Source organism: Psychromonas arctica DSM 14288, from assembly GCF_000482725.1.
GTDB classification, from domain to species: domain Bacteria; phylum Pseudomonadota; class Gammaproteobacteria; order Enterobacterales; family Psychromonadaceae; genus Psychromonas; species Psychromonas arctica.
In genome coordinates this window covers 440,966-461,230 of the sequence record NZ_AXWP01000001.1, presented here as the reverse complement: position 1 = coordinate 461,230, position 20,265 = coordinate 440,966, and the positions used below count along the sequence as shown (strand labels likewise).

The following is a 20,265-nucleotide window of genomic DNA, read 5'->3' as shown; positions in this document are numbered from 1 at the left end:
ATCAGAAATTAAGGAAAGAATAATGAGCATTTTACTTGATATCAGCAATATAGATATGGTGTTTCCAACCCCAACCGGTGGTTTTACCGCATTAAAAAATGTTAATTTAAAAATTAAAAAAGGTGAATTTGTGTCGCTAATTGGCCATTCAGGCTGTGGTAAATCAACGGTCTTGAATGTGGTTGCTGGACTTTATCAAGCGACCAAGGGCGGTATCATTTTAAGTGGTAAAGAAGTTACCGAACCCGGGCCAGAAAGAGCCGTCGTATTTCAAAATCATTCTTTATTGCCTTGGTTAACCGCTTATCAAAACGTAGAATTAGCGGTTGAGCAAGTGTTTGGTAAAACCATGAGCAAACCCGAGAAAAAAGAATGGATTGAACATAATCTAAAATTGGTACACATGGATCATGCAATGAATAAACGTCCCAACGAAATATCTGGCGGTATGAAACAACGTGTAGGTATCGCCCGTGCGTTAGCGATGCAGCCCGAGGTTTTATTAATGGATGAGCCTTTTGGAGCATTGGATGCATTGACTAGAGCACATATGCAAGACTCTTTGATGGAGATTCAAAATGAGCTCAACAATACCGTTATTATGATCACCCATGATGTAGATGAAGCGGTATTACTGTCAGATAAAATAGTGATGATGACTAACGGGCCGAGTGCAACCATTGGTGAAATCTTGAATGTTGAATTAGAGCGTCCGCGAGACCGTTTAAGTTTATCAAAAGATATGCATTACAATCGTCTACGTTCAGAGGTATTAACTTTTTTGTATGAAAAACAGCGTAAAGTAGAAACGATTCGAAACAAAACTATACCTGCGACAAACGAACCTAAAACAGCTTAATGGTGAATACTATTATGTATTCACCAACATTCAGTAACTAGATCACTTTGATAACAAACTATCGGTGATCTAGGCTTTTTTGAACGTTTGTTGCTAAAAAAGTGCTTAAGGTAATGACAAATGACCTCACTACATGTATCAGCCAAGTTATCTTTTGATGTTAATCAAGCACTTAATGAAGTAATCGACCTTAACGAACATAAAAAGCAATAGAGATAAAATGACTGACCGACCCCATCAACACAAACAAGTGCCAAATACCATGAGCATGTTTTAACTTATCAAAGTCGTCCAAGACATAAAACACAATCCCCACAGTATAAGCGATGCCACCGACCGTTAACCATGTAATACCAGGTCCTGGAATAGCATTTTGCAAACTACTGTATTTAAAAACACATATCCACCCCATGGCCAAATAGATAATGATTTGTAACCACTCTATGCGCTTTACAATCAGTACATCAATGACCAAACCAATGACAGCGAGTCCCCACACTAAAGCTAACATCAACATGCCTCCATCTCCTTCTAAAGACAGCAACATATAAGGTGTATAAGTGCCTGCAATTAAAAGGTAAATTGACACATGATCTAACTGTTGGAATACTTTTTTAAGTTTAACGCTTTGCAAACTATGGTACAGAGTGGACATGCTATAAAGCATAATCAAGGTTAAGCCGAAGACAACAAAACTCACGACTATTCGCCAATGCGCTTGTTCAAAAGCAATAGTTAACAACGACCCAAAGCCGACCAATGCTAATATAGCCCCAACAAGGTGAGTGATACTATTTAGCTTTTCACCGTAGTACATAAAACGTCTTCCTCTTAATACATAAAGTTCATTTACAACGTGACTTAAGTATTTAAATAATAAGCGTATAATCATCGAACACATGATCAGTTATACTCAATGAACTAGTCACTTCAGCAGCCAAGTAAGCAGACAGTTAAACGCGCAGCAAATTCAGTTTACTCTGTTTTTAAGCATCTAAAGAGGAAAATACATGTCACAAAATACATTCTATCCGATCGGACAAGCAGGTATCGCTTGGTCTGATACTGAAAAAAAACAATGGTTAAACGCTTGTGTAAAATCTCGTTCATATCTGCAACAAGTGGTAACGTCGTTGGAACAATTGAGCAGCGAATTTGACCTTGTGCAATATGGAGCTTTAAGTATTAACCCTAGCAGTTACCCTTTGTTTGCATTAACCAATCAACAATGGGATCGTAATAAACCCATCATATTAGTCACTGGCGGTGTACATGGATATGAAACTAGTGGCGTCCACGGTGCCATTCAGTTTTTACAAACGGCCACAAATGAATATTCCGAGCATGTTAATATCGTTGTTTTACCCTGTGTGAGCCCATGGGGATACGAACATATTATTCGTTGGAATCCTTATGCCATCGATCCAAACCGCTCTTTTACAGTCAATAGCCCAAGTGAAGAAGCCAGTAATGCGATGCGCTTTGTCGCTGGATTAGAAGGAGAAATAATTCTTCATATCGATTTACACGAGACAACAGATTCTGATGAAAGTGAGTTTAGACCGGCATTAGCAGCAAGAGACGGTGAAGACTATATTCCAGGTGCTATCCCCGATGGATTTTATTTAGTGGGTGACGCTGAAAATAAACAAACCGCTTTCCAAGCCGCAATCATTAAAGCGGTTAAACAAGTGACGCATATTGCACCCGCAGATGATCAAGGCGAAATAATTGGCTCGATAGCAGAAGATGAAGGTGTCATTTACTATCCGGTTAAACAGTTGGGTTTATGTGGTGGGATGACCAACGCACTTTATACAACAACAACAGAGGTTTACCCTGATAGTGAAAAAGCCACGGATGAAGATTGTAATAACGCACAAGTAGCTGCAATTAAAGCCGCCTTAGATTTTGTACTGACTGCTAACAAATAGACTTAATAGTATTGAATAACAGTTCTAACAGACGTTATTAATTAAAAAATAACGTCATTGTAGTCGTTAAAGTTATTAATCTACTACTGAGCAGTGGATCACATTGCGCTGCATAAATTAAGTCTGCGCATTTTTAGACCTTCTTTATCTTTGTATAAACCGATTTAAATTCTTTCAACGCCTTTTAAGCGTTTGTCAGTCAAGGCTGTAAAAGGTCAGGTAGTCTAAGTCATGGTACTAACCACTTCAGTGATGCCAACAATGACCATTTGCATTCCGATCACCGCAAGAATTAACCCCATTAGACGGGTTACAATACTCAAACCACTCTTACCTATCACCGCTAGAATATTTGAACTAAATATAAAACAGATAAAGGTGATAATGCATAACACCGCAAATACAGAAACAGTCACTAAGATACCAGATATTTCACCTGATGAAGAATAATTCATAGCAGTAGCTATCGTACCTGGGCCAGCAAGTAAAGGTACGGCTAAAGGGGAAACGGCGACATCTGTTTCATCTTTGTTTTCAGCGGAGTGTAACTTAGAACCGTGCCCATTAAGCATGTGATACCCAACAAGAAACACCAAAATTCCACCAGTTATTCTCAAGGCTGAAATGGTGATACCAAATAAGTGAAAAATTGCTTTACCAAGTAAAGAAAAAGACAAGATCACAATAAACGTAATAATTAAGGCTTTAGCTGCAATTTTTATTTGTTCAGTTTTGGGTTTATCACCCACCAACCCTGCAAAAGCAGCCGTATTAGCGATGGGATTCATGATCGCAAAAAAACCTAAAAAGACGGTGATTACTTGTGTATATAAATCATTCATTGACGATTATCCTTTGATGAGCCGAGTAAACAGTTGAAATATAATTAACTAGACTATAAATTTAACTTTGATTACTTTTAACCTATATAATTCCAGGCTTACATTTTCCATTTTATAAATTACTACATTTTTAACTTACATTACTTTAGCTTACATTAACTTAAGGCGCTTTAACTTATGTTGCTTTGTTTATGAAATGACAAGATTTCGTGTTCAGTTAAATATCGCCAATCACCTACTTCAACATCCAATTTTATAGCCCCAATTTGTTCTCTATGCAACGATAAAACACGATTACCAACCGCAGCAAACATACGTTTTACCTGATGAAACTTACCTTCAGTAATAGTTAACAAAACCTCTGTGTCACTGATCATTTCTAAACAGGCTGGTAACGTTAAATTGTTCTCTCCTTGTAACTGAATACCTTGTTCAAACCTCTTTATCACCTCCTGGTTAATCTGTCGGGATAATCCTACACGGTATACTTTTTTACAGCCATTATTGGGCGACGTGATATTAAATGTCCAACGCCCATCATCTGTAATCAAAATTAACCCAGTGGTATCTGCGTCTAAGCGCCCTGCTATATGTAACTCAGAAACGAGCTCTAGATTCTGTACAACCTGAACATTTCTATTTTTACTGCAATAGTTTAATAAATTAAGCACAGAGGGATAAACATCGTCTACATTTGAACAGATAAAATTGGCAGGTTTGTGCAGTAATAAATAACGAAATGGACGAGCTGTTAATACTTGATTTTGGTGCTGAATAACATTATTTTCATGAACTTGAGTAGCAACCGATTTGATCACTTGCTCGTTAACAGTGATCTCGCCCGACTCTATTGCCGTGATGGCTTGCTGCTTTGTTAATTGCGTACTTTTACAAATAAATTTATCTAAACGCATTATGCTACCGAGTTAATTGAATATGGCTTTCAACAGGAGATTACCAAGTATTTACGTTAAGGTTTACTTAATATATTTAACCAGTTACAAAATAGATTAGCGGTACAGATGTTCGTTACACAATTCAGCATAACCATAACCATAACCATAACCAAGTAATTATAAGTAAATACCGATTCGACTAAACCTATTAAGCCAGGCTGTGTAAACCAGAAATGGTAAAACCAAGGCTGCTTAAACAAATGATATAGTATCGACATAAAATGAAAGAAGACGTTAACGTGGCATACTCACAAAAGTCAATTTCAGTTAACGGTGAAAACCAAGGGATTTCAAACTTATTGGCCGCTACTTTTTAATAAAGGCCGTTTCAGATAAGTTATTTCCAATCACGATGTTCTACATTAACTCATCGCCTACCCATGATGTTAGCAGGACGACTGCAGCTGAATTACCTTTGAATTGTGTATCATAATGGCATCCACTACCGTAGCATCCTCTTTTATTAACATTATCTAACCCCTTAAAAAATTAAAGCTGACAATGTGATTGTCAGCTTTAATTGCACGTTTAGAACGTGCTTTCAGTATCAGGATCTAAAGCGGTAGGTTAATAACGACGACGTTATTAACCTACCAAATTACACTATCAGAAATAGTTGAAACCTGCATATCACTGAGTTTATTTAACCGCGATAGTAGCTTTGTGCTACAAATGGCATTTTTTCAACAACCATTGCTAATTTTTTACCACGCACTTCTGCAAATAATTCAGTACCAATCGCAGTATAATCAGTGCCAACATACCCCATAGCAACAGGAATGCTTTTTGTCGGGCCAAAAGTACCACTGGTCACAATACCAATTTCGTTATCAGCGGCATCAAACAATTTAGCACCTTCACGAACCGGTGCTTTAGTTAGACCCACTAAACCAATGCGTTTACGAGAAACTTGTTTTGTCGCGATTTGTTCCAGAATAATATCACTACCTATGAAACCACCGGCACGCACGCCATCAGCACGACGAGCTTTGCTGATACCCCATAGCAAACTTGCCTCAACAGGGGTTGTTGTTTCATCTAGGTCATGGCCATATAAACATAACCCGCACTCTAAACGTAATGAGTCACGAGCACCCAGCCCAACCCACTCCACTTCATCATTTGCTAATAGTTCACGAGCAAGTTGTTCAGCTTGCGCAGCAGGTACTGATATTTCAAAACCATCTTCCCCCGTGTAACCAGAACGACTGACATAACATTCAACCCCAACGAGCTGTATTTTTTCAGCATCCATAAACACCATCTTTTGTACGTCAGCATTTAACTTCGCTAACATATCAGCTGCTTTTGGGCCTTGAATCGCTAATAAAGCGCGGTCTTCAATAATATCAATTTCAACATCAGCAGGAAGATTAGCTTGTAGGTGAGCAATATCTTGTGTTTTACAAGCCGCATTGACTACAACAAACAAGTGGTCGCCAAAGTTAGTCACCATTAAATCATCACTAATACCACCTTGCTCATTAGTGAAAAAAGCATAACGCTGTTTACCCGCCGGCAAGTCAATAATATCGACAGGAACTAAAGCTTCTATCGCCGCCGCTGCATTAGCACCTTTTAAACGCAGCTGTCCCATATGAGACACATCAAATAAACCCGCCGATTGACGACAATGTAAGTGCTCTTTTTTTACACCTAATGCATATTGCACCGGCATATCATAACCAGCAAAAGGAACCATTTTTGCGCCCATTTCAATATGTAAAGCATGAAACGGTGTAACTAATAATTGTTCTGACATTGTTTTTACTCCAAAGGCTATAATTTATTAAACGTCACTTACGTTTAGTTAGTAAATTTAATTGTGTTGTTTAAAGCTATTTTTAACGTTGATTTAAACGTTATCGTAGCCCGTTATTTGTAAATGTATTTTGTGTTTAACTATTAATAATGTTGTTCGTTGTTAATGTGATTTATTGATGCTTCCGTTTATCTTTATTAATAATGTTCGATAATAGTGTTAGCGAGTCATGTTTAGTAACTATGTTAAGTAACTATGCTAAGTAACTATGTTAAGTAATCGTGTTAAGTAATCATGTTTGGTAAAAATGCTAGATGCTTGTTAAATATCTGCATTAATATCCCATTTGCTGACTGCGTCACTTATCGACTTACTTACCATTTCCCTCACATACGGTCTCAGCAACTACCTGAGTTAATAACTTACCACCAAAAATTTCGATGATTAACTAAGAAGCGGTCACCCATAAAATACTGGCGTCGTCTTCACTTACCGAGATCAACATGTGTCCCATGTTGGCATCATAATAAACTGAATCACCTTCAGTTAAATTGACCGGTTCATAAAATTCAGAGAAAAATGTAATTTCTCCACTTAACACTAACAGGAACTCTTCACCGTCATGTCTTATCCAATCGGCATACGCATCAAAACTACGTGCACGAATTAATGATTTAAACGGCATCATTTTTTTATTGGTTAATTGCGTCGCTAATAACTCATGTTCATAGGTTGAAGTTGGATGTGCTTTTCCTTCCTCATTTCGCGTAATATCACGGCGACCGGTTGTATGCACTTGCTTAGGCGCCGCAAATAATTGTGGAATATTGATTTGTAATCCACTCGTTAACTTTTGCATTGCTTGAAAAGTCGGTGATATTTGCTCATTTTCAATTTTAGATAAAGTTGAACGCGCTAACCCGGTTTTTTGACTCGCCTCTTCTAATGTTAACCCCAATGAACGACGGATCTCTTTCAATCGTTCACCTAATTTAATAGGAGCTATCTTCTGTTCATGCTGATCTGTAGAAATCGTCATTGATGGATAAATATCTTGTTGTTGGTGATCAGTCATTCTCGTTCTCCTGTCTATGAGACACTATATTATCGAACAAAAATAAAAGCGCACTTTAAAATAAAGATCAATGTCACATTACGGAAATAAAGTTTCCTTTTGGAAACTTTTACTCAACTTTGAGTAAATAAGTCCTTATAATGACCAACACTTGTTATTACATTGTTAACTTATTTAGGTTAGAGCCTATTAAAAGCTAAAAGCATCATGTTAATGAGTTGTTTCTATTGGATAGAGATAATTCCACTATTGGAAACTTTTGGGTTGGCAGAACCTTAACAATGTAGTAGAAATAGAATTTGTGAGTGTTATGCTTGATAGCGAAACACTCAGCCTCAATATCATTTACTAGCGAAGGATTTAACTATGGAAAGTGCATTAAAGTTCACAGAATCACACGAATGGGTATTAGACAACGGTGACGGTACCGTTACTATCGGCATCTCAAACCAAGCACAAAAGTTATTAGGTGATGTAGTATTTGTTGACTTACCTGCTGTTGGCGATACTACTGAAGCTGGAGAAGCTTTTTCTTTAGTAGAATCAGTAAAAGCAGCGTCTGACCTTTATGCGCCTGTTACTGGTGAAGTCGTTGAAATTAACGACGAGCTAGAAGGTAGCCCAGAGTTGATTAACGAATCACCTTACTCTGCGGGTTGGATTGTTAAAATTAAACTTGAAAATGCAGCTGAGCTAGATACCTTGATGTCAAGCGAAGACTACCACGCAGCAAACGAAGAATAAGCTTTTTGCTTTGTTCTGCAATTGCCAACAAGTTTAAAGCAAACCATTAACAATGATGATTAAGGCGACTTCATAGAAAATCGCCTTTATTTTATAAACCATTGCGCTTTTAACACCATACATTTTAGCGGGTTTATAAAAAATCTTTCTTACATTTTCTGCAACAGCGACTGTTTAGGATGAATATGACTGCTCCAACATTACTCGATTTATTAAGCGACCAACAAGAATTTGCAACGCGTCACAACGGGCCTAACCCTGCACAACAAAAACGGATGCTGGACACCATTGGTGCAACTAGCTTAGATCAATTAATTGACCAAACTGTGCCCGCCGCTATTCGCCTTCCAAAAAAATTAAACTTAGCCGAAGCACAAAGTGAATCTGACATGTTAGCTTCACTAAAAACGATTGCAGAAAAGAATGTGGTTAACCGAAGCTTCATCGGCCAAGGTTATTACAACACTTTAACGCCTAATGTTATTCTGCGTAACGTATTAGAAAACCCAGGTTGGTACACAGCTTACACACCTTATCAACCTGAAATATCTCAAGGCCGTTTAGAGTCTTTATTAAATTACCAACAAGCGGTAATGGACTTAACAGCAATGGATTTAGCGAATGCGTCTTTATTAGATGAAGCAACCGCTGCTGCAGAATCAATGACCTTATGTAAACGTGCCAGTAAAAGTAAAAGTAATGCTTTCTTTGTTTGTGACGGGTTACACCCACAAACAGTCGATGTTATTCGTACACGTGCAGAATATATCGGCATTGAAATCATTACAGGTACTGCCCAAGAATTAGATAACCAAGATGTGTTTGGCGCTATTTTACAGTACCCAAATACTACCGGTCATGTCATTGACCTAACAGACATCATTGCACAAGCTCATTCTAAAAATACCTTAGTCGCTGTTGCATCAGACCTATTAGCATTAACGCTATTAAAAGCGCCGGGTGAAATGGGCGCAGATGTTGTTATCGGTAGCGCACAACGTTTTGGTGTACCAATGGGGTTTGGTGGTCCGCACGCAGGATTCATGGCAACACGTGATAAATTCAAACGTACTATGCCGGGTCGTGTAATTGGTGTGTCAAAAGACAGCAAAGGCAAACCAGCATTACGCATGGCGATGCAAACACGTGAGCAACATATTCGTCGTGAAAAAGCCACTTCCAACATTTGTACTGCACAGGCACTATTAGCCAACATGGCCGCATTTTATGCCTTATACCATGGGCCAGAAGGTTTATTAAAAATCGGTCGTCGTGTTCATCATTACACAGCCGTTCTTGCTGCTGGTTTACAAAGTGAAGGTATCGAATTAGAAAACACCACTTTCTTTGATACGTTAACTATTAATACAAATGAACACAGTAAAGCGATTTACCACCGTGCATTAGCAGAAGGCATGAACTTACGTCTATACCCTGCAAAACAAGTCCCATCGCCAGATAATATCACTGTGCAACTAGGCATCAGTTTAGACGAAACAACCACTGCCAAAGATGTAGAGGATTTGTTATTAGCCATTACTGGTAAAGCACTTAAAGTTAGTGATTTCAGTGAAAATATTGCTAAAGATGAATTTGCAGCAATCCCAAGTAACTGTCGTCGTACTAGTAAGTACTTAACACACCCTGTGTTTTCAGATCACCAAAGTGAAACGCAAATGATGCGTTACATGAAAAAACTAGAAAACAAAGATTACTCATTAACACACGGTATGATCCCATTGGGTAGCTGTACCATGAAGTTAAATGCAGCAGCAGAAATGCTACCTGTTACATGGCCTGAATTTGGACAAATGCACCCTTTTGCACCGACAGAACAAAGCTTTGGTTACCAAGAATTAGCTGAGAAACTATCAACCATGTTATGTGAAATCACTGGTTACGACGGCATCTCATTGCAACCAAATTCAGGTGCGCAAGGTGAATATGCCGGTTTAATCGCGATTAAACGTTACCATCAACATAATGGTGAGGGTCACCGTAATGTATGTTTAATCCCAAGTTCAGCACATGGTACGAACCCTGCATCAGCCTCTATGGTTTCAATGAAAGTGGTTGTTGTAGGCTGTGATGAACAAGGTAATATTGACCATGCAGACTTAAAAGCAAAAATAGATAAACACCGCGATAACCTATCGTGCATCATGATCACTTATCCATCGACACACGGTGTTTACGAAGAGTCGATTCAAGAAGTATGTGAATGGGTGCATGAAGCTGGTGGCCAAGTTTATCTTGATGGTGCCAACATGAATGCACAAGTAGGAATAACAACACCGGGCTTTATCGGTTCAGATGTTTCACACCTTAACTTGCATAAAACATTCTGTATTCCTCATGGCGGCGGCGGCCCAGGTATGGGACCAATTGGCGTTAAAGCACACTTGATCCCGTTCCTACCAGGACACATCGAAGTAACTGAATCTGCAGATAACAAACATTATGCAGTATCAGCAGCAGAGCTAGGTTCAGCGTCTATCTTGCCTATTTCATATGCCTACATTGCAATGATGGGTGAGCAAGGATTAACGGAAGCCACTAAATTAGCAATATTAAATGCAAACTACGTGATGGAACGTTTGCGCCCACACTACCCTATTTTATTCCTTGGTAAAGAAGGACGTGTTGCGCATGAATGTATTATCGATATTCGACCAATTGAAGCTGCCTCAGGCATTTCAGGTGAAGATGTTGCTAAGCGCTTAATGGATTACGGTTTTCATGCGCCAACCATGTCATTCCCTGTAGCGGGAACATTAATGATTGAACCCACTGAGTCTGAAAACTTAAACGAGTTAGATAGATTCTGTAACGCGATGATTGCAATCCGTAAGGAAATCAGCCAAATAGAATCAGGTGAATGGACACTAGAAGATAACCCACTAGTGAATGCGCCACATACTCAAGTGGATTTAATGGAAACTGAGTGGACACATACTTACTCACGTGAAGTCGCTTGTTTCCCATCAGAGTTCAGCAAAGGCGCTAAATACTGGCCAACTGCAAATCGTGTAGATAATGTATTTGGGGACAGAAATTTGATCTGTTCATGCCCAAGTATTGAAAGCTATATCGAAGATTAATTGTATCTTGCTAGTTTTGAATAAAGTTTGAAACTTTAATAGCGTTTCAAACTAACAATAGCCGAAAGGCGAGACAAATATGTCTCGCCTTTTTTATGGCTGTAGTCTTATCGTTCAAGGAGAAATATCCCCTTATTCAGAGACAAACGTTATTGCTAATAAATAATTCGTTTTGCTATAGCGCTGATTTAAACCATTCAACAAGCGGCATTTTGCATCAATAACAGAGCGTTCCTGATTATTATCTAATTTCTCATAAAAATTTTTAACTGAGCAGTATTTTTAAAGTACTACAACACTTCCAACATTTTGCATACAACATATGTATTTTCGAAAGGAATTGATATTGTTGCTCTTTCAACTACTTCGAATCGTACCTTAAATAATTCTTCGTAAATCCTCCGTAGCTCTATGATAGCAACTAACGCGCCTCTAAGCGGTAAATAATAGTTGGTTAAAACAAGCGGCTAAAACCTAAAAACCAATGGTTATCAGCCCTTTTATGTATCTTGTATGGCATACATTTCAGCTTAATTAATTGTCAAAAAATGCAAAGGAAAAATCAATGAGATTAAGACGTTTGATTGAGTAATAACGAGCTATTGGGATTGAAAACAACGAAGTGTTCATTAATTTTAACCAGCAAAATTGATCAGGATTTTATGAAGATTACTATTAGTTACCCATTGCTGACTTGGTAGCAAAGATAATAATATTCACGCACACGGTAATTAATATTAAGGCAATAAAAGCAAATTTCTTAGAGTGGATATTAACAACTTCGGGTTTATTATCATTACTGTTATTTGATAGCCCTAGTATTGAAAAGTACATCAACGGGATTGATATAATGGAGCCAACTATTTCTATTACAAATAAACCAGTTGGCATTGGATCAGGTGAGATAGGAAATATACCGCCAAGATCGAGAGCATATACAGATAAATACGAAGCTGCACAAATAATTGAAATAAAGTACGCCCACTTCAGTTTCCGGATCACGAAATAAGTGAGGAGCAAGCTTGTCATTCCTAAAAAGGTTAGAAATATATTAAATGAGCCTAATATGTAGGGAGCTATGTGAGTAAAGCTTCTCGTTTCAATTGCACCGCCGGGTATCAAAATACTCAACAACACAAAAGAGATAAGCAACAATGTAGCGGTTAAGTATTTAATTTTAGCGTACATAGGCTTATCGTACATAGGTTTAATACGCTCCCGATTGAATATCACGCTTCGTTAACTGGCGCCTAGAATAGTATTATTTTTGCTGGCTTTCGTTTGTTGACAAAAACAGCAACAGCCATTTTGCGTCCATTTAAGTCGCTTGTTGGAAAATGTGTAAGTGGAATACCACTGATTAACACGACATTCCCCGAGATCGCACCAACAGCCGATTCAATGAGCAACCCGCTTGCGCGTGAGGGCTATCCCTAAAATTATTAATAACATCGCCGCTAGGCTATGCCATTCAATGACTTCGCCCAAAAGAAGCGCACCAGTAAAATACGCCACGACAGGGATCACGTAATTAATGTACGAAAGGAACGTAGGGCCTGCCGTGCCGATAACTGCAAACAACAGAATAGTGGCATACGCAGTTGGGCCGATACCTAACCACAACACGGACAACGTAGCTTTTAAAGAATAGCTTTGCTGCCACGGTAAATCTTGCCACAGCCACAATGGCACTATCACGATGCTGGAAATAATCATCACACCAGCCGACTTTACAACAGGGTTATAGGAGGGTAATCGCCTTACCAAAATAGTATTGATCGCATAACTAAAAGTGGCGAGTAAAATCAATAGACCACTCATTAAGTTACTGTGAGTTCCTACTAACGAAGGCCAAAGCACAATCACCACGCCAGTGATACCTAGCACAAAACCAAGTATTTTAAAGCGATTGAGACGTTCCCCCAACACAAAATAATGTGCCAAAATCATTGTCGCCAGCGGCATAAATGCCATCAACAATCCCGCAATGCCCGAGCTAATATCCTTCTGACCTGTAGAGATCAGAAGAAATGGCAATAAGTTACCCATAATACCCAGCAACAAAAATATCGCCCAAGCCAACGGCTCCGCAGGCAAACGCCAGCCCTTGGCATACATAAACAGCGTTAGAATAATCGCAGCAATCAATACTCTAAGAGAAACGATCCCCACAGGGCTAAAGCTTTGCAGTGAGACAGCGGTAAACATAAAGGATGTCCCCCACAGCAGAATAAGTAACAGTAGAGAAAGCCAGTCTTTAACAGTAGGTGTATAGTTGTGAGTCATATATCTGATCCAATTAGCATTATTACTGGAGAGTTTAACCGACAACCTCCTGTGTTTTTGATGCTTTAAAGTTTAAATGCCTTCTAACACCGCAATAAACTATAAACAATAGTTGGCGATACTTTGTGAGATACGAACAAAAGCCAACTGTTTTTCGTCCTGCTTTAATAACTTATAGTTTACTCTTTACTCGGTTCTCGAGTTAATGACACAGACCATTTGTCACCTATTGTATTAGGTCAAGCATGGTATCCTGGTTCAATATTGGCGACCTCAAAACAGTAGGATAAATTTGGATAATTTCTTCTAAACTAACCAGTTTGGCATCTTCCATTGAGTATTCAATGTTGCTTACAAACTGCCAGCCATCATCTTCTAAGTCGTGATATACAGCTTAAATAGTGTGTTCACCATCAATAACTTGCCTAATAGTAAATACCGCACGATTTTAAGATTGTTCGAATGGCCCCTCAACTTCTTTTTCTTAAATAACCTGAACATTGCACTATTCTTCACTTTTAAACTATTGCCGCATTAAGCGGACAAAAATTGCAGGTTTAAATGCATAGTAAAGCGAAACATAACACACTAATTTTATTGCATTTAAGTGCCTTTTTATACGCTTCCTTCTGATTCTACGACTAAGATTCTTGCTTCTCCGCGAGGATGCGCAACATGCTCAGTTCCAATAGAAGCATAAAATATATCACCAGTTTCTAGAATTGTTGATTGCTTAATTCCATTTTCTTTAAATAACATTTCAACTATTCCATCTAAAACAACAAATACTTCTTCACCATCGTTCACATGCCACTTATAAGGTTGATCAGTCCAATGCAAGCGCGTCGTGATGCCGTTCATAGTTGCGATATTTTTTGCACCCCAAGCGCGTTCAGATTTGAATTCTTTACTTCTAATTATTTCCACGTTACTTCCAAATTATGAACAGCCTATAACGAGACTGTAGAATTTCTAAATTTCAGGCTGTTTATATTAAATAAAAATGACAGTAGCTTACATTTACTTGAGATTAAATAGATTATTTTATTTTTATTAACTAATTGATTAAATTGAGTCATAGATAGGATTGTAAGGCTAACACTGAGGCATTTTTTGAGTTAATAAGCACCAAGGTTAAACCCCAATGGAATCAAAAATCTTAATAGGCATAATGTGTCTCATTATGGCGTCACCCATTAGGGCCATCGCTTGAGGTTGTCCACCCCCCAGATAAGGTGTCGACTGTGCTGCACCAATTATTGTTTTTTATAACGCACTCACTCTGGAATAAAATTAGCTTCTGGCCATATTTCATTTATTTCATCTGCTTGCTGCTGAGCAGTAAAACGCTCCCAAACGATACCGTTTACATCAGAATCTTGGCTAAACTCTTCTGCTGATGAATCTTCCCAACCTAAATGACGTAACTCTCCAGGCTTACAGGTTGAATCTTGTCTGACTGATAAATTAAGTGACTCAGTTCTCCATAAGGCATATTCATTTAATACAAATGAGCATGGTTCCACGCCTAAACGAATAGTGTAATCTTTGATAGTTTCTTTAATATTATGTGTAGCAATTGCGATATGTAATTTATTCACAAAACCTCCTTGTGCGATATGGCGTTCTGATAACTGGCATCTAGGTTGACGTTGTTTTTACGCTTTTTTTGAAAAAACTATGACAACTGCTATACGTTCAGCTGATTAGCTAGTTAGAATTTTTTAAAGTTGAGGATATCGCTAAAAAACTTTGCAATCTTAGGCTCAAGAGCTTCCAACTTTTCTTTTTAGGGATATTAACTAAACATTATGTTTATCAGTTTTTTGTCTGTCACTTTCCTATAAAACTCACATATCACTTACCAACTAACTTTCTCATTTTTTGCACTTGTAAGTACACTTCATCAGGAAGTAAAAACTGGGCTTGGTTGCATGCTGTTTGATAAGAATGAAATTGCTCTTTACTTAGCCCCTCTGACCATTAAAGAGAGCTCAAGGTCTACGAAATAGAGTTATATATATTGAATCGTTTTTCATAGAGATCAAACTAACGATTAGCAGAGTATTGATGCCAAGCTATATATATACCAGTCATTGCAACTACAGGAATGAACAAACGATATATTTGAACAAGTAACGGTAAATCTATATTCATTACGATACTCACAATTAAATTTTATCGCCTTAATAACTGGGTATAGGTTGGTGTTTTTTTTGCGTCTTTTGCTTTAAAAAATGATGACAACCGTAATACATCCAGTTGATTAACTTGTTAGAATGATTATAACTGCCGTGCCAAACAATCAATGGACATGCAAATCTCCCATACATATTTAGCTGATATAATTATGCCAGTATCAGTTACTTCATAACCTTCATGCAAAACAGTAAGTGTTGAACCATGAACCAAAGAGTTTCTAACTTTTCTTACATTACTATTTAAAAAATGAACTGATGGTTCAGAGGTAAGTTTTCGATCATCTATTTTCTCCAACCATTTTAAATAATGTATGAAAATAGATTCGTTCCTCTTTTTACCCCGAAAGCTAATGTTTTTTTGACTACTAAGCTCACGTACAATGTAACCCAGAGTGTCTTCCAACATTGCCCATAGCATTAAGACTTGGGACTTTCTGACATAATTAGGCAAATCTTGTTTAAAAGTAGCTTCCAAGTCATATTGGCCATTACTAATATTTGAAACTGATACTCGGTCAGAATACTCGTTACTTGAAACGCCCCTTCCACCATTCATGAGCATATCCGAAAATTTTGTAGTGTAATTTTCCAGTTGGTAATTTTGTTGTTCTATGAATGCCATCATTAAGATCACTTCTTGATACAATCCTCTGCGCAGAGAAGCTTTCATATCTATTTTCTTTGAAAAACCAATCATTCTATCAAACCTATTAATAAGGTGAAGTCACGAAAAATTCTAACGAGGCTTTAGAATTTCTTTAATGCCAAGGAAAGCAGCGATTTTAAAAATTTAATAATAAAATAAAAAGTCAAAGGTCGATATTTTTCTTAATTTACAAAAAAAGGAGTTATTCTACAACCTCAACTCCTCATTCAGAGGCAAATAATTGTTGGCTACAATAGCTACGCTGGAGCAAAAGTTAACTGTTATTTGTCCTCCTGAAGTGACTTATAGTGACAGTTACTAAAAATTATTTTTAACTAAAGGTCTCATAATAACAGTTTGAGATGTTTGACATTCTCCACAGAAAATATTTAATTGTTGTTGAAATTTAAGATCTTTAAATACGTTTGAAGGTATTTCTAAATCCTTTTTACAACCTAAACATAAAAACTTAATTATGCATCGTGTTATTTCATGTTCACTATTTTTTTTTGGCTCAATAAGATAACTTTCATTGCACTTTGGGTTAATACAGTTTGCAATAATTGGAGCAGTTAGAAGTTTAAAAGGCTTTTTAATTAAAGTTTCACAGGCGAAACAATTAAAAGAAAACTCCTTCCCTAAAGAGCCACCCATTAATAAGTTACCTTCTTTTAATGTTAATAAATAAACAAGAAGATTTTCAATTTTCTTTTTTATTATCTCCCTATCCCCGTATATACGGATATCTCCAGAATCAATATTCGGAACAGGTATGTGCAGTGCTACATTTGACAGTCCATGCCAAAAACTATGTAGCTTATTTAAATTGATTGCAGATTGATTACCTATTGGTGTGTAGTTAACTGATTCAAATTCCTCTTTATTTGCAGGTAATTTACCACTTAAGGACTCAGTTGATATAGATAAGGTAAAGCCTTTATTGATATTTTCATTAATCTCTTCAGATATTTGCTTTACAACATGCTTTGGTTGCCAATTTTTAAGATCCTCAGCAGATATATATGAATACGACAGCTTAAAGCGCTTATAACATAAATACTCAATTGTTAGCCTTCCTTCGAGAGCGGCGTATGTTAGGCTTTCTACTGTATTTTCTAATAATAGAAATTCAATAAATTTTATACGTTTAGTAATATCAAGCAAACCACAGACCCCCGATTAAGTCACATAACATCTTATTATACCGAAAAATTCCATATTTCAGGTCGAAAGATGGAATATGTTAATTTGTTAATATGTTAATTTGTTAATATGTTAATTTGTTAATATGTTAATTTGTTAATTTGTTAATTTGTTAATTTGTTAATTTGTTAATATGTTAATTTGTTAATTTGTTAATATGTTAATTTGTTAATTTGTTAATTTGTTAATATGTTAATTTGTTAATTTGTTAATTTGTTAAAACTAACGTAAAAAACATTTATAGCATATAAAAAGGTAACAGAAGTAAAATTAATGAAGTCTCCATTTTTAAGACGCAAAAGGTATGCAATAGGCTACCCATTAGGGCTTATAAGCTAATCTTTAAACCATAAATTAAGTAACAATATGCAGGCTAATATCAATAAAACACACTGATTAATCTGTTGCCAATCAAACCAATTTATAAGTACTCCTCCACTGATAACCGCGATAATGCTTGATAAGGCAATAATCACCTCAGACACTCCTTGTGCTTTTCCTTTTTCTATTGGTTCAATGGATTTTGTGTATTGTGCAGTGCCAGCCATATACATAAAATTCCATCCCATTCCGAGTAGAAATAAACTCACGTAGTAATTGATCAACTCCATCCCTAATATGGCCATCATTGCGCTAAGAGATAAGATACATAGGCCTGTTATTGTGATCGATTTTGTGCCGAATCGGTCAATCAATTTTCCACTAAAAAATGAGGGTAAAAACATGCCAATAATGTGCCAACCGATAACAGATATCCCTTGATTTGTAGAGTGATGACCTGAATGCATTGCTAAGGGTGTCACTACCATCATCAACACCATCACAAACTGAGTGAAGGTTGTATTAAATACTCCTATCAAAAAGCCTGAATGTTTAATAAAGCGAGAGCTTGCGCTTTTAATTATAGGTTGAGCAATAACTTGAACGTTCAGTTTACCTAGTAAAAAATAGGCAATGATAGTAAACACAGTCAACATTAAGTATGCGCCTAGGTAGGCAGGTTGTTTTATCCATTGATTTGCTTGCATCGCCAAACTAGGTCCTAAAACAGCAGCAAGCAAGCTCCCAGACAACACTAAGCCCATGACACGGCCATGTTGACCTATTGGTGTTTCATCAATTGCTGCTAGTCGATAAAAAACTGAGGATGCCTGATAAATCCCCATTAAAAAATTCGCCAAACAAAACAAATAAAAACTCTCTTGTAAAATAGCTAACATACACAACAAACCAGAAATAGCGCCTGCAATTGCGCCGAGACGTAAGCCCTTACGACGCCCATGTTGCTGCATGAAAATAGATAGTTTATAAGTCGCTATTAAAGCACCTAAGCTTACTAAACCATATGGGAGAGTCGCCAATGAAGAATAAGGCGCAAGTTGAATACCAATAATTGATGATAAACTGACCCCAATTAATACAGCAAACCAGTAACAACTCTGGGAGAAAGACAGGGCAATAATGCTAACATTCATCTAATCAGTCCTTTTTTAAATTAAATATGAAAACGTTTGCGGTATTCTGAAGGTGAGATATTTAACTCGCGTTTGAATAAACGCCTAAAAGATTCACTATTTTCATAGCCACATAAGTAAGCGATTCGTTGTATTGATGTGTTGTTTTCTTCCAACAATAAACGTGCTTTGTTAAAGCGCGCTTTGGCAATATAGCGTGAAGGAGGTAAACCTATTTCCAGTGTAAATTTTCGAGAGAAATTACGCACACTCATTGCCGCTAATTCTGCAAGCTGACTTACCATCAATACCTTATTTAGGTTTTTATCAATCCAATTCTGAGCTAGCACTATCGCATCACTGCTTGCGCTAACAGTGGTTTTAATACTAGAAAACTGATTTTGTCCACCAGGACGATGATAAAATGCAACCATCTCGCGAGAGGTCTCCAAAGCTATCCGATGCCCGTAATCTTCTTGAATTAAATAAAGCGACAAATCTATTCCTGAAGTCACACCAGCTGAACAGTAATACTTATCATCTTTAGTAAACAGAGCATCAATATTGAGTGTGACTGAAGGAAAGCGTGTAGAAAACTCCTCATAACGCCCCCAGTGTGTCGTTGCTTGACGGTTTTCCATTAGCCCTGTTGCGGCAAGAATAAACGCCCCACTACATACTGAAGATACACGCCTTGCTTGATCCATAATGGGCAGTAATTGAGAAATCACTTCAGGTTGATCAGCTAACGACAATGCCACCTCTCCTCCTGAGATCATAATAGTATCAGCTTGATATTGAACAAGATCGTCAAGCACACCATCAGTTAAAACACTGGTTCCCGTATGAAGTTTAATTTGCAGTTGAGTAAGACTAAATAATTTTATTTCGTAAATATCAAAGTTTTCAGAATGCATGCGTTTATACATTTCATTGGCACTGGCAAAAACTTGTAAAGGACCAAAAATATCAACTGCATTTGCACCATCATAAGCGATAACAGCAACTTTGATTGGATATTGTATTTTCATGGGTATCACTTCCATTTGAGTTAGTGATATGAATTATACGCACAACCAGCTGTCCGAAAGGACATATTACCGCCTTATTCAGCCAAAAAATTATAAATCATGTAGGGGTAATGATGACGTATGTTCCTAAGCGATTCGGTATCTATTTCTTTGTCTGTTTATTGTTGTTAA

General features: G+C 37.3%; 17 protein-coding genes. 4 read left to right on the top strand and 13 right to left on the bottom strand.

Going from position 1 to position 20,265, the window contains the following annotated elements; translation table 11 throughout:
- Window positions 1-22 precede the first annotated feature (22 nt).
- Window positions 23-859 carry an ABC transporter ATP-binding protein gene (locus H592_RS21335; RefSeq protein WP_037070701.1) on the top strand — a complete coding sequence of 279 codons (837 nt, stop codon included), beginning with the start codon at window positions 23-25 and terminating at the stop codon, window positions 857-859.
- Window positions 860-1,049: 190 nt separating this feature from the next.
- Here the strand turns inward: H592_RS21335 and trhA are convergent, their stop codons facing one another.
- A complete protein-coding gene (gene trhA, locus H592_RS0101940) occupies window positions 1,050-1,676 on the bottom strand; it encodes a PAQR family membrane homeostasis protein TrhA (protein ID WP_028867260.1) in 627 nt (208 codons plus the stop codon).
- Window positions 1,677-1,869: 193 nt separating this feature from the next.
- Here trhA and H592_RS0101935 point away from each other — a divergent pair, with 193 nt between their 5' ends.
- On the top strand, window positions 1,870-2,793 hold the full coding sequence (locus H592_RS0101935; RefSeq protein ID WP_028867259.1) for a M14 family metallopeptidase: 924 nt from the start codon (window positions 1,870-1,872) through the stop codon (window positions 2,791-2,793).
- A gap of 224 nt (window positions 2,794-3,017) precedes the next feature.
- Here the strand turns inward: H592_RS0101935 and H592_RS0101930 are convergent, their stop codons facing one another.
- From H592_RS0101930 to H592_RS0101915, 4 genes are all read right to left on the bottom strand, one after another.
- A complete protein-coding gene (locus tag H592_RS0101930; RefSeq protein ID WP_028867258.1) occupies window positions 3,018-3,635 on the bottom strand; it encodes a MarC family protein in 618 nt (205 codons plus the stop codon).
- A gap of 170 nt (window positions 3,636-3,805) precedes the next feature.
- Window positions 3,806-4,549, bottom strand: coding sequence for a pseudouridine synthase (locus H592_RS0101925; RefSeq protein WP_028867257.1), 744 nt, complete (start codon window positions 4,547-4,549; stop codon window positions 3,806-3,808).
- Between the two features lie 685 nt (window positions 4,550-5,234).
- Window positions 5,235-6,353: a glycine cleavage system aminomethyltransferase GcvT gene (gene gcvT, locus H592_RS0101920; protein WP_028867256.1), complete on the bottom strand. Its 1,119-nt coding sequence runs from the start codon at window positions 6,351-6,353 to the stop codon at window positions 5,235-5,237.
- A 448-nt stretch (window positions 6,354-6,801) separates the two neighbouring features.
- Complete coding sequence (locus H592_RS0101915; protein WP_028867255.1) at window positions 6,802-7,428, bottom strand: helix-turn-helix domain-containing protein; 627 nt, start codon at window positions 7,426-7,428, stop codon at window positions 6,802-6,804.
- A gap of 366 nt (window positions 7,429-7,794) precedes the next feature.
- Here H592_RS0101915 and gcvH point away from each other — a divergent pair, with 366 nt between their 5' ends.
- Both gcvH and gcvP read left to right on the top strand, forming a co-directional pair.
- On the top strand, window positions 7,795-8,172 hold the full coding sequence (gene gcvH, locus H592_RS0101910; protein WP_028867254.1) for a glycine cleavage system protein GcvH: 378 nt from the start codon (window positions 7,795-7,797) through the stop codon (window positions 8,170-8,172).
- Window positions 8,173-8,357: 185 nt separating this feature from the next.
- Window positions 8,358-11,273 (top strand): aminomethyl-transferring glycine dehydrogenase, encoded by a 2,916-nt coding sequence (gene gcvP / locus H592_RS0101905; RefSeq protein ID WP_028867253.1) that lies wholly within the window; start codon window positions 8,358-8,360, stop codon window positions 11,271-11,273.
- 675 nt (window positions 11,274-11,948) lie between these two features.
- Here gcvP and H592_RS0101900 read toward each other — a convergent pair.
- The 8 genes from H592_RS0101900 to H592_RS0101865 all read right to left on the bottom strand — a co-directional run bounded on the left by H592_RS0101900 (window position 11,949) and on the right by H592_RS0101865 (window position 20,094).
- The gene (locus H592_RS0101900; RefSeq protein ID WP_028867252.1) at window positions 11,949-12,476 is read right to left on the bottom strand and encodes a DUF8051 family protein; all 528 of its coding nucleotides are present in this window, start codon (window positions 12,474-12,476) and stop codon (window positions 11,949-11,951) included.
- A 195-nt stretch (window positions 12,477-12,671) separates the two neighbouring features.
- Window positions 12,672-13,559, bottom strand: coding sequence for a DMT family transporter (locus tag H592_RS0101895; RefSeq protein ID WP_028867251.1), 888 nt, complete (start codon window positions 13,557-13,559; stop codon window positions 12,672-12,674).
- A 615-nt stretch (window positions 13,560-14,174) separates the two neighbouring features.
- Complete coding sequence (locus H592_RS0101890; protein WP_028867250.1) at window positions 14,175-14,486, bottom strand: cupin domain-containing protein; 312 nt, start codon at window positions 14,484-14,486, stop codon at window positions 14,175-14,177.
- A 350-nt stretch (window positions 14,487-14,836) separates the two neighbouring features.
- Window positions 14,837-15,160, bottom strand: a complete 324-nt coding sequence (locus tag H592_RS0101885) for a hypothetical protein (protein ID WP_028867249.1) — start codon at window positions 15,158-15,160, stop codon at window positions 14,837-14,839.
- Window positions 15,161-15,842: 682 nt separating this feature from the next.
- Window positions 15,843-16,457: a hypothetical protein gene (locus H592_RS0101880; protein ID WP_028867248.1), complete on the bottom strand. Its 615-nt coding sequence runs from the start codon at window positions 16,455-16,457 to the stop codon at window positions 15,843-15,845.
- A gap of 267 nt (window positions 16,458-16,724) precedes the next feature.
- On the bottom strand, window positions 16,725-17,570 hold the full coding sequence (locus H592_RS0101875) for a hypothetical protein (protein WP_028867247.1): 846 nt from the start codon (window positions 17,568-17,570) through the stop codon (window positions 16,725-16,727).
- 374 nt (window positions 17,571-17,944) lie between these two features.
- Window positions 17,945-19,084: an MFS transporter gene (locus tag H592_RS0101870; RefSeq protein WP_028867246.1), complete on the bottom strand. Its 1,140-nt coding sequence runs from the start codon at window positions 19,082-19,084 to the stop codon at window positions 17,945-17,947.
- Window positions 19,085-19,104: 20 nt separating this feature from the next.
- Window positions 19,105-20,094, bottom strand: a complete 990-nt coding sequence (locus tag H592_RS0101865) for a GlxA family transcriptional regulator (RefSeq protein ID WP_211235601.1) — start codon at window positions 20,092-20,094, stop codon at window positions 19,105-19,107.
- Window positions 20,095-20,265: the final 171 nt, after the last annotated feature.

Excerpts from the sequence above, each read along its gene's own strand:
- H592_RS21335 (WP_037070701.1), top strand. The coding sequence starts at position 23 with ATGAGCATTTTACTTGATATCAGCAATATAGATATGGTGTTTCCAACC.
- trhA (WP_028867260.1), bottom strand. The coding sequence starts at position 1,676 with ATGTACTACGGTGAAAAGCTAAATAGTATCACTCACCTTGTTGGGGCT.
- H592_RS0101935 (WP_028867259.1), top strand. The coding sequence starts at position 1,870 with ATGTCACAAAATACATTCTATCCGATCGGACAAGCAGGTATCGCTTGG.
- H592_RS0101930 (WP_028867258.1), bottom strand. The coding sequence starts at position 3,635 with ATGAATGATTTATATACACAAGTAATCACCGTCTTTTTAGGTTTTTTT.
- H592_RS0101925 (WP_028867257.1), bottom strand. The coding sequence starts at position 4,549 with ATGCGTTTAGATAAATTTATTTGTAAAAGTACGCAATTAACAAAGCAG.
- gcvT (WP_028867256.1), bottom strand. The coding sequence starts at position 6,353 with ATGTCAGAACAATTATTAGTTACACCGTTTCATGCTTTACATATTGAA.
- H592_RS0101915 (WP_028867255.1), bottom strand. The coding sequence starts at position 7,428 with ATGACTGATCACCAACAACAAGATATTTATCCATCAATGACGATTTCT.
- gcvH (WP_028867254.1), top strand. The coding sequence starts at position 7,795 with ATGGAAAGTGCATTAAAGTTCACAGAATCACACGAATGGGTATTAGAC.
- gcvP (WP_028867253.1), top strand. The coding sequence starts at position 8,358 with ATGACTGCTCCAACATTACTCGATTTATTAAGCGACCAACAAGAATTT.
- H592_RS0101900 (WP_028867252.1), bottom strand. The coding sequence starts at position 12,476 with ATGTACGATAAGCCTATGTACGCTAAAATTAAATACTTAACCGCTACA.
- H592_RS0101895 (WP_028867251.1), bottom strand. The coding sequence starts at position 13,559 with ATGACTCACAACTATACACCTACTGTTAAAGACTGGCTTTCTCTACTG.
- H592_RS0101880 (WP_028867248.1), bottom strand. The coding sequence starts at position 16,457 with ATGATTGGTTTTTCAAAGAAAATAGATATGAAAGCTTCTCTGCGCAGA.
- H592_RS0101870 (WP_028867246.1), bottom strand. The coding sequence starts at position 19,084 with ATGAATGTTAGCATTATTGCCCTGTCTTTCTCCCAGAGTTGTTACTGG.
- H592_RS0101865 (WP_211235601.1), bottom strand. The coding sequence starts at position 20,094 with ATGAAAATACAATATCCAATCAAAGTTGCTGTTATCGCTTATGATGGT.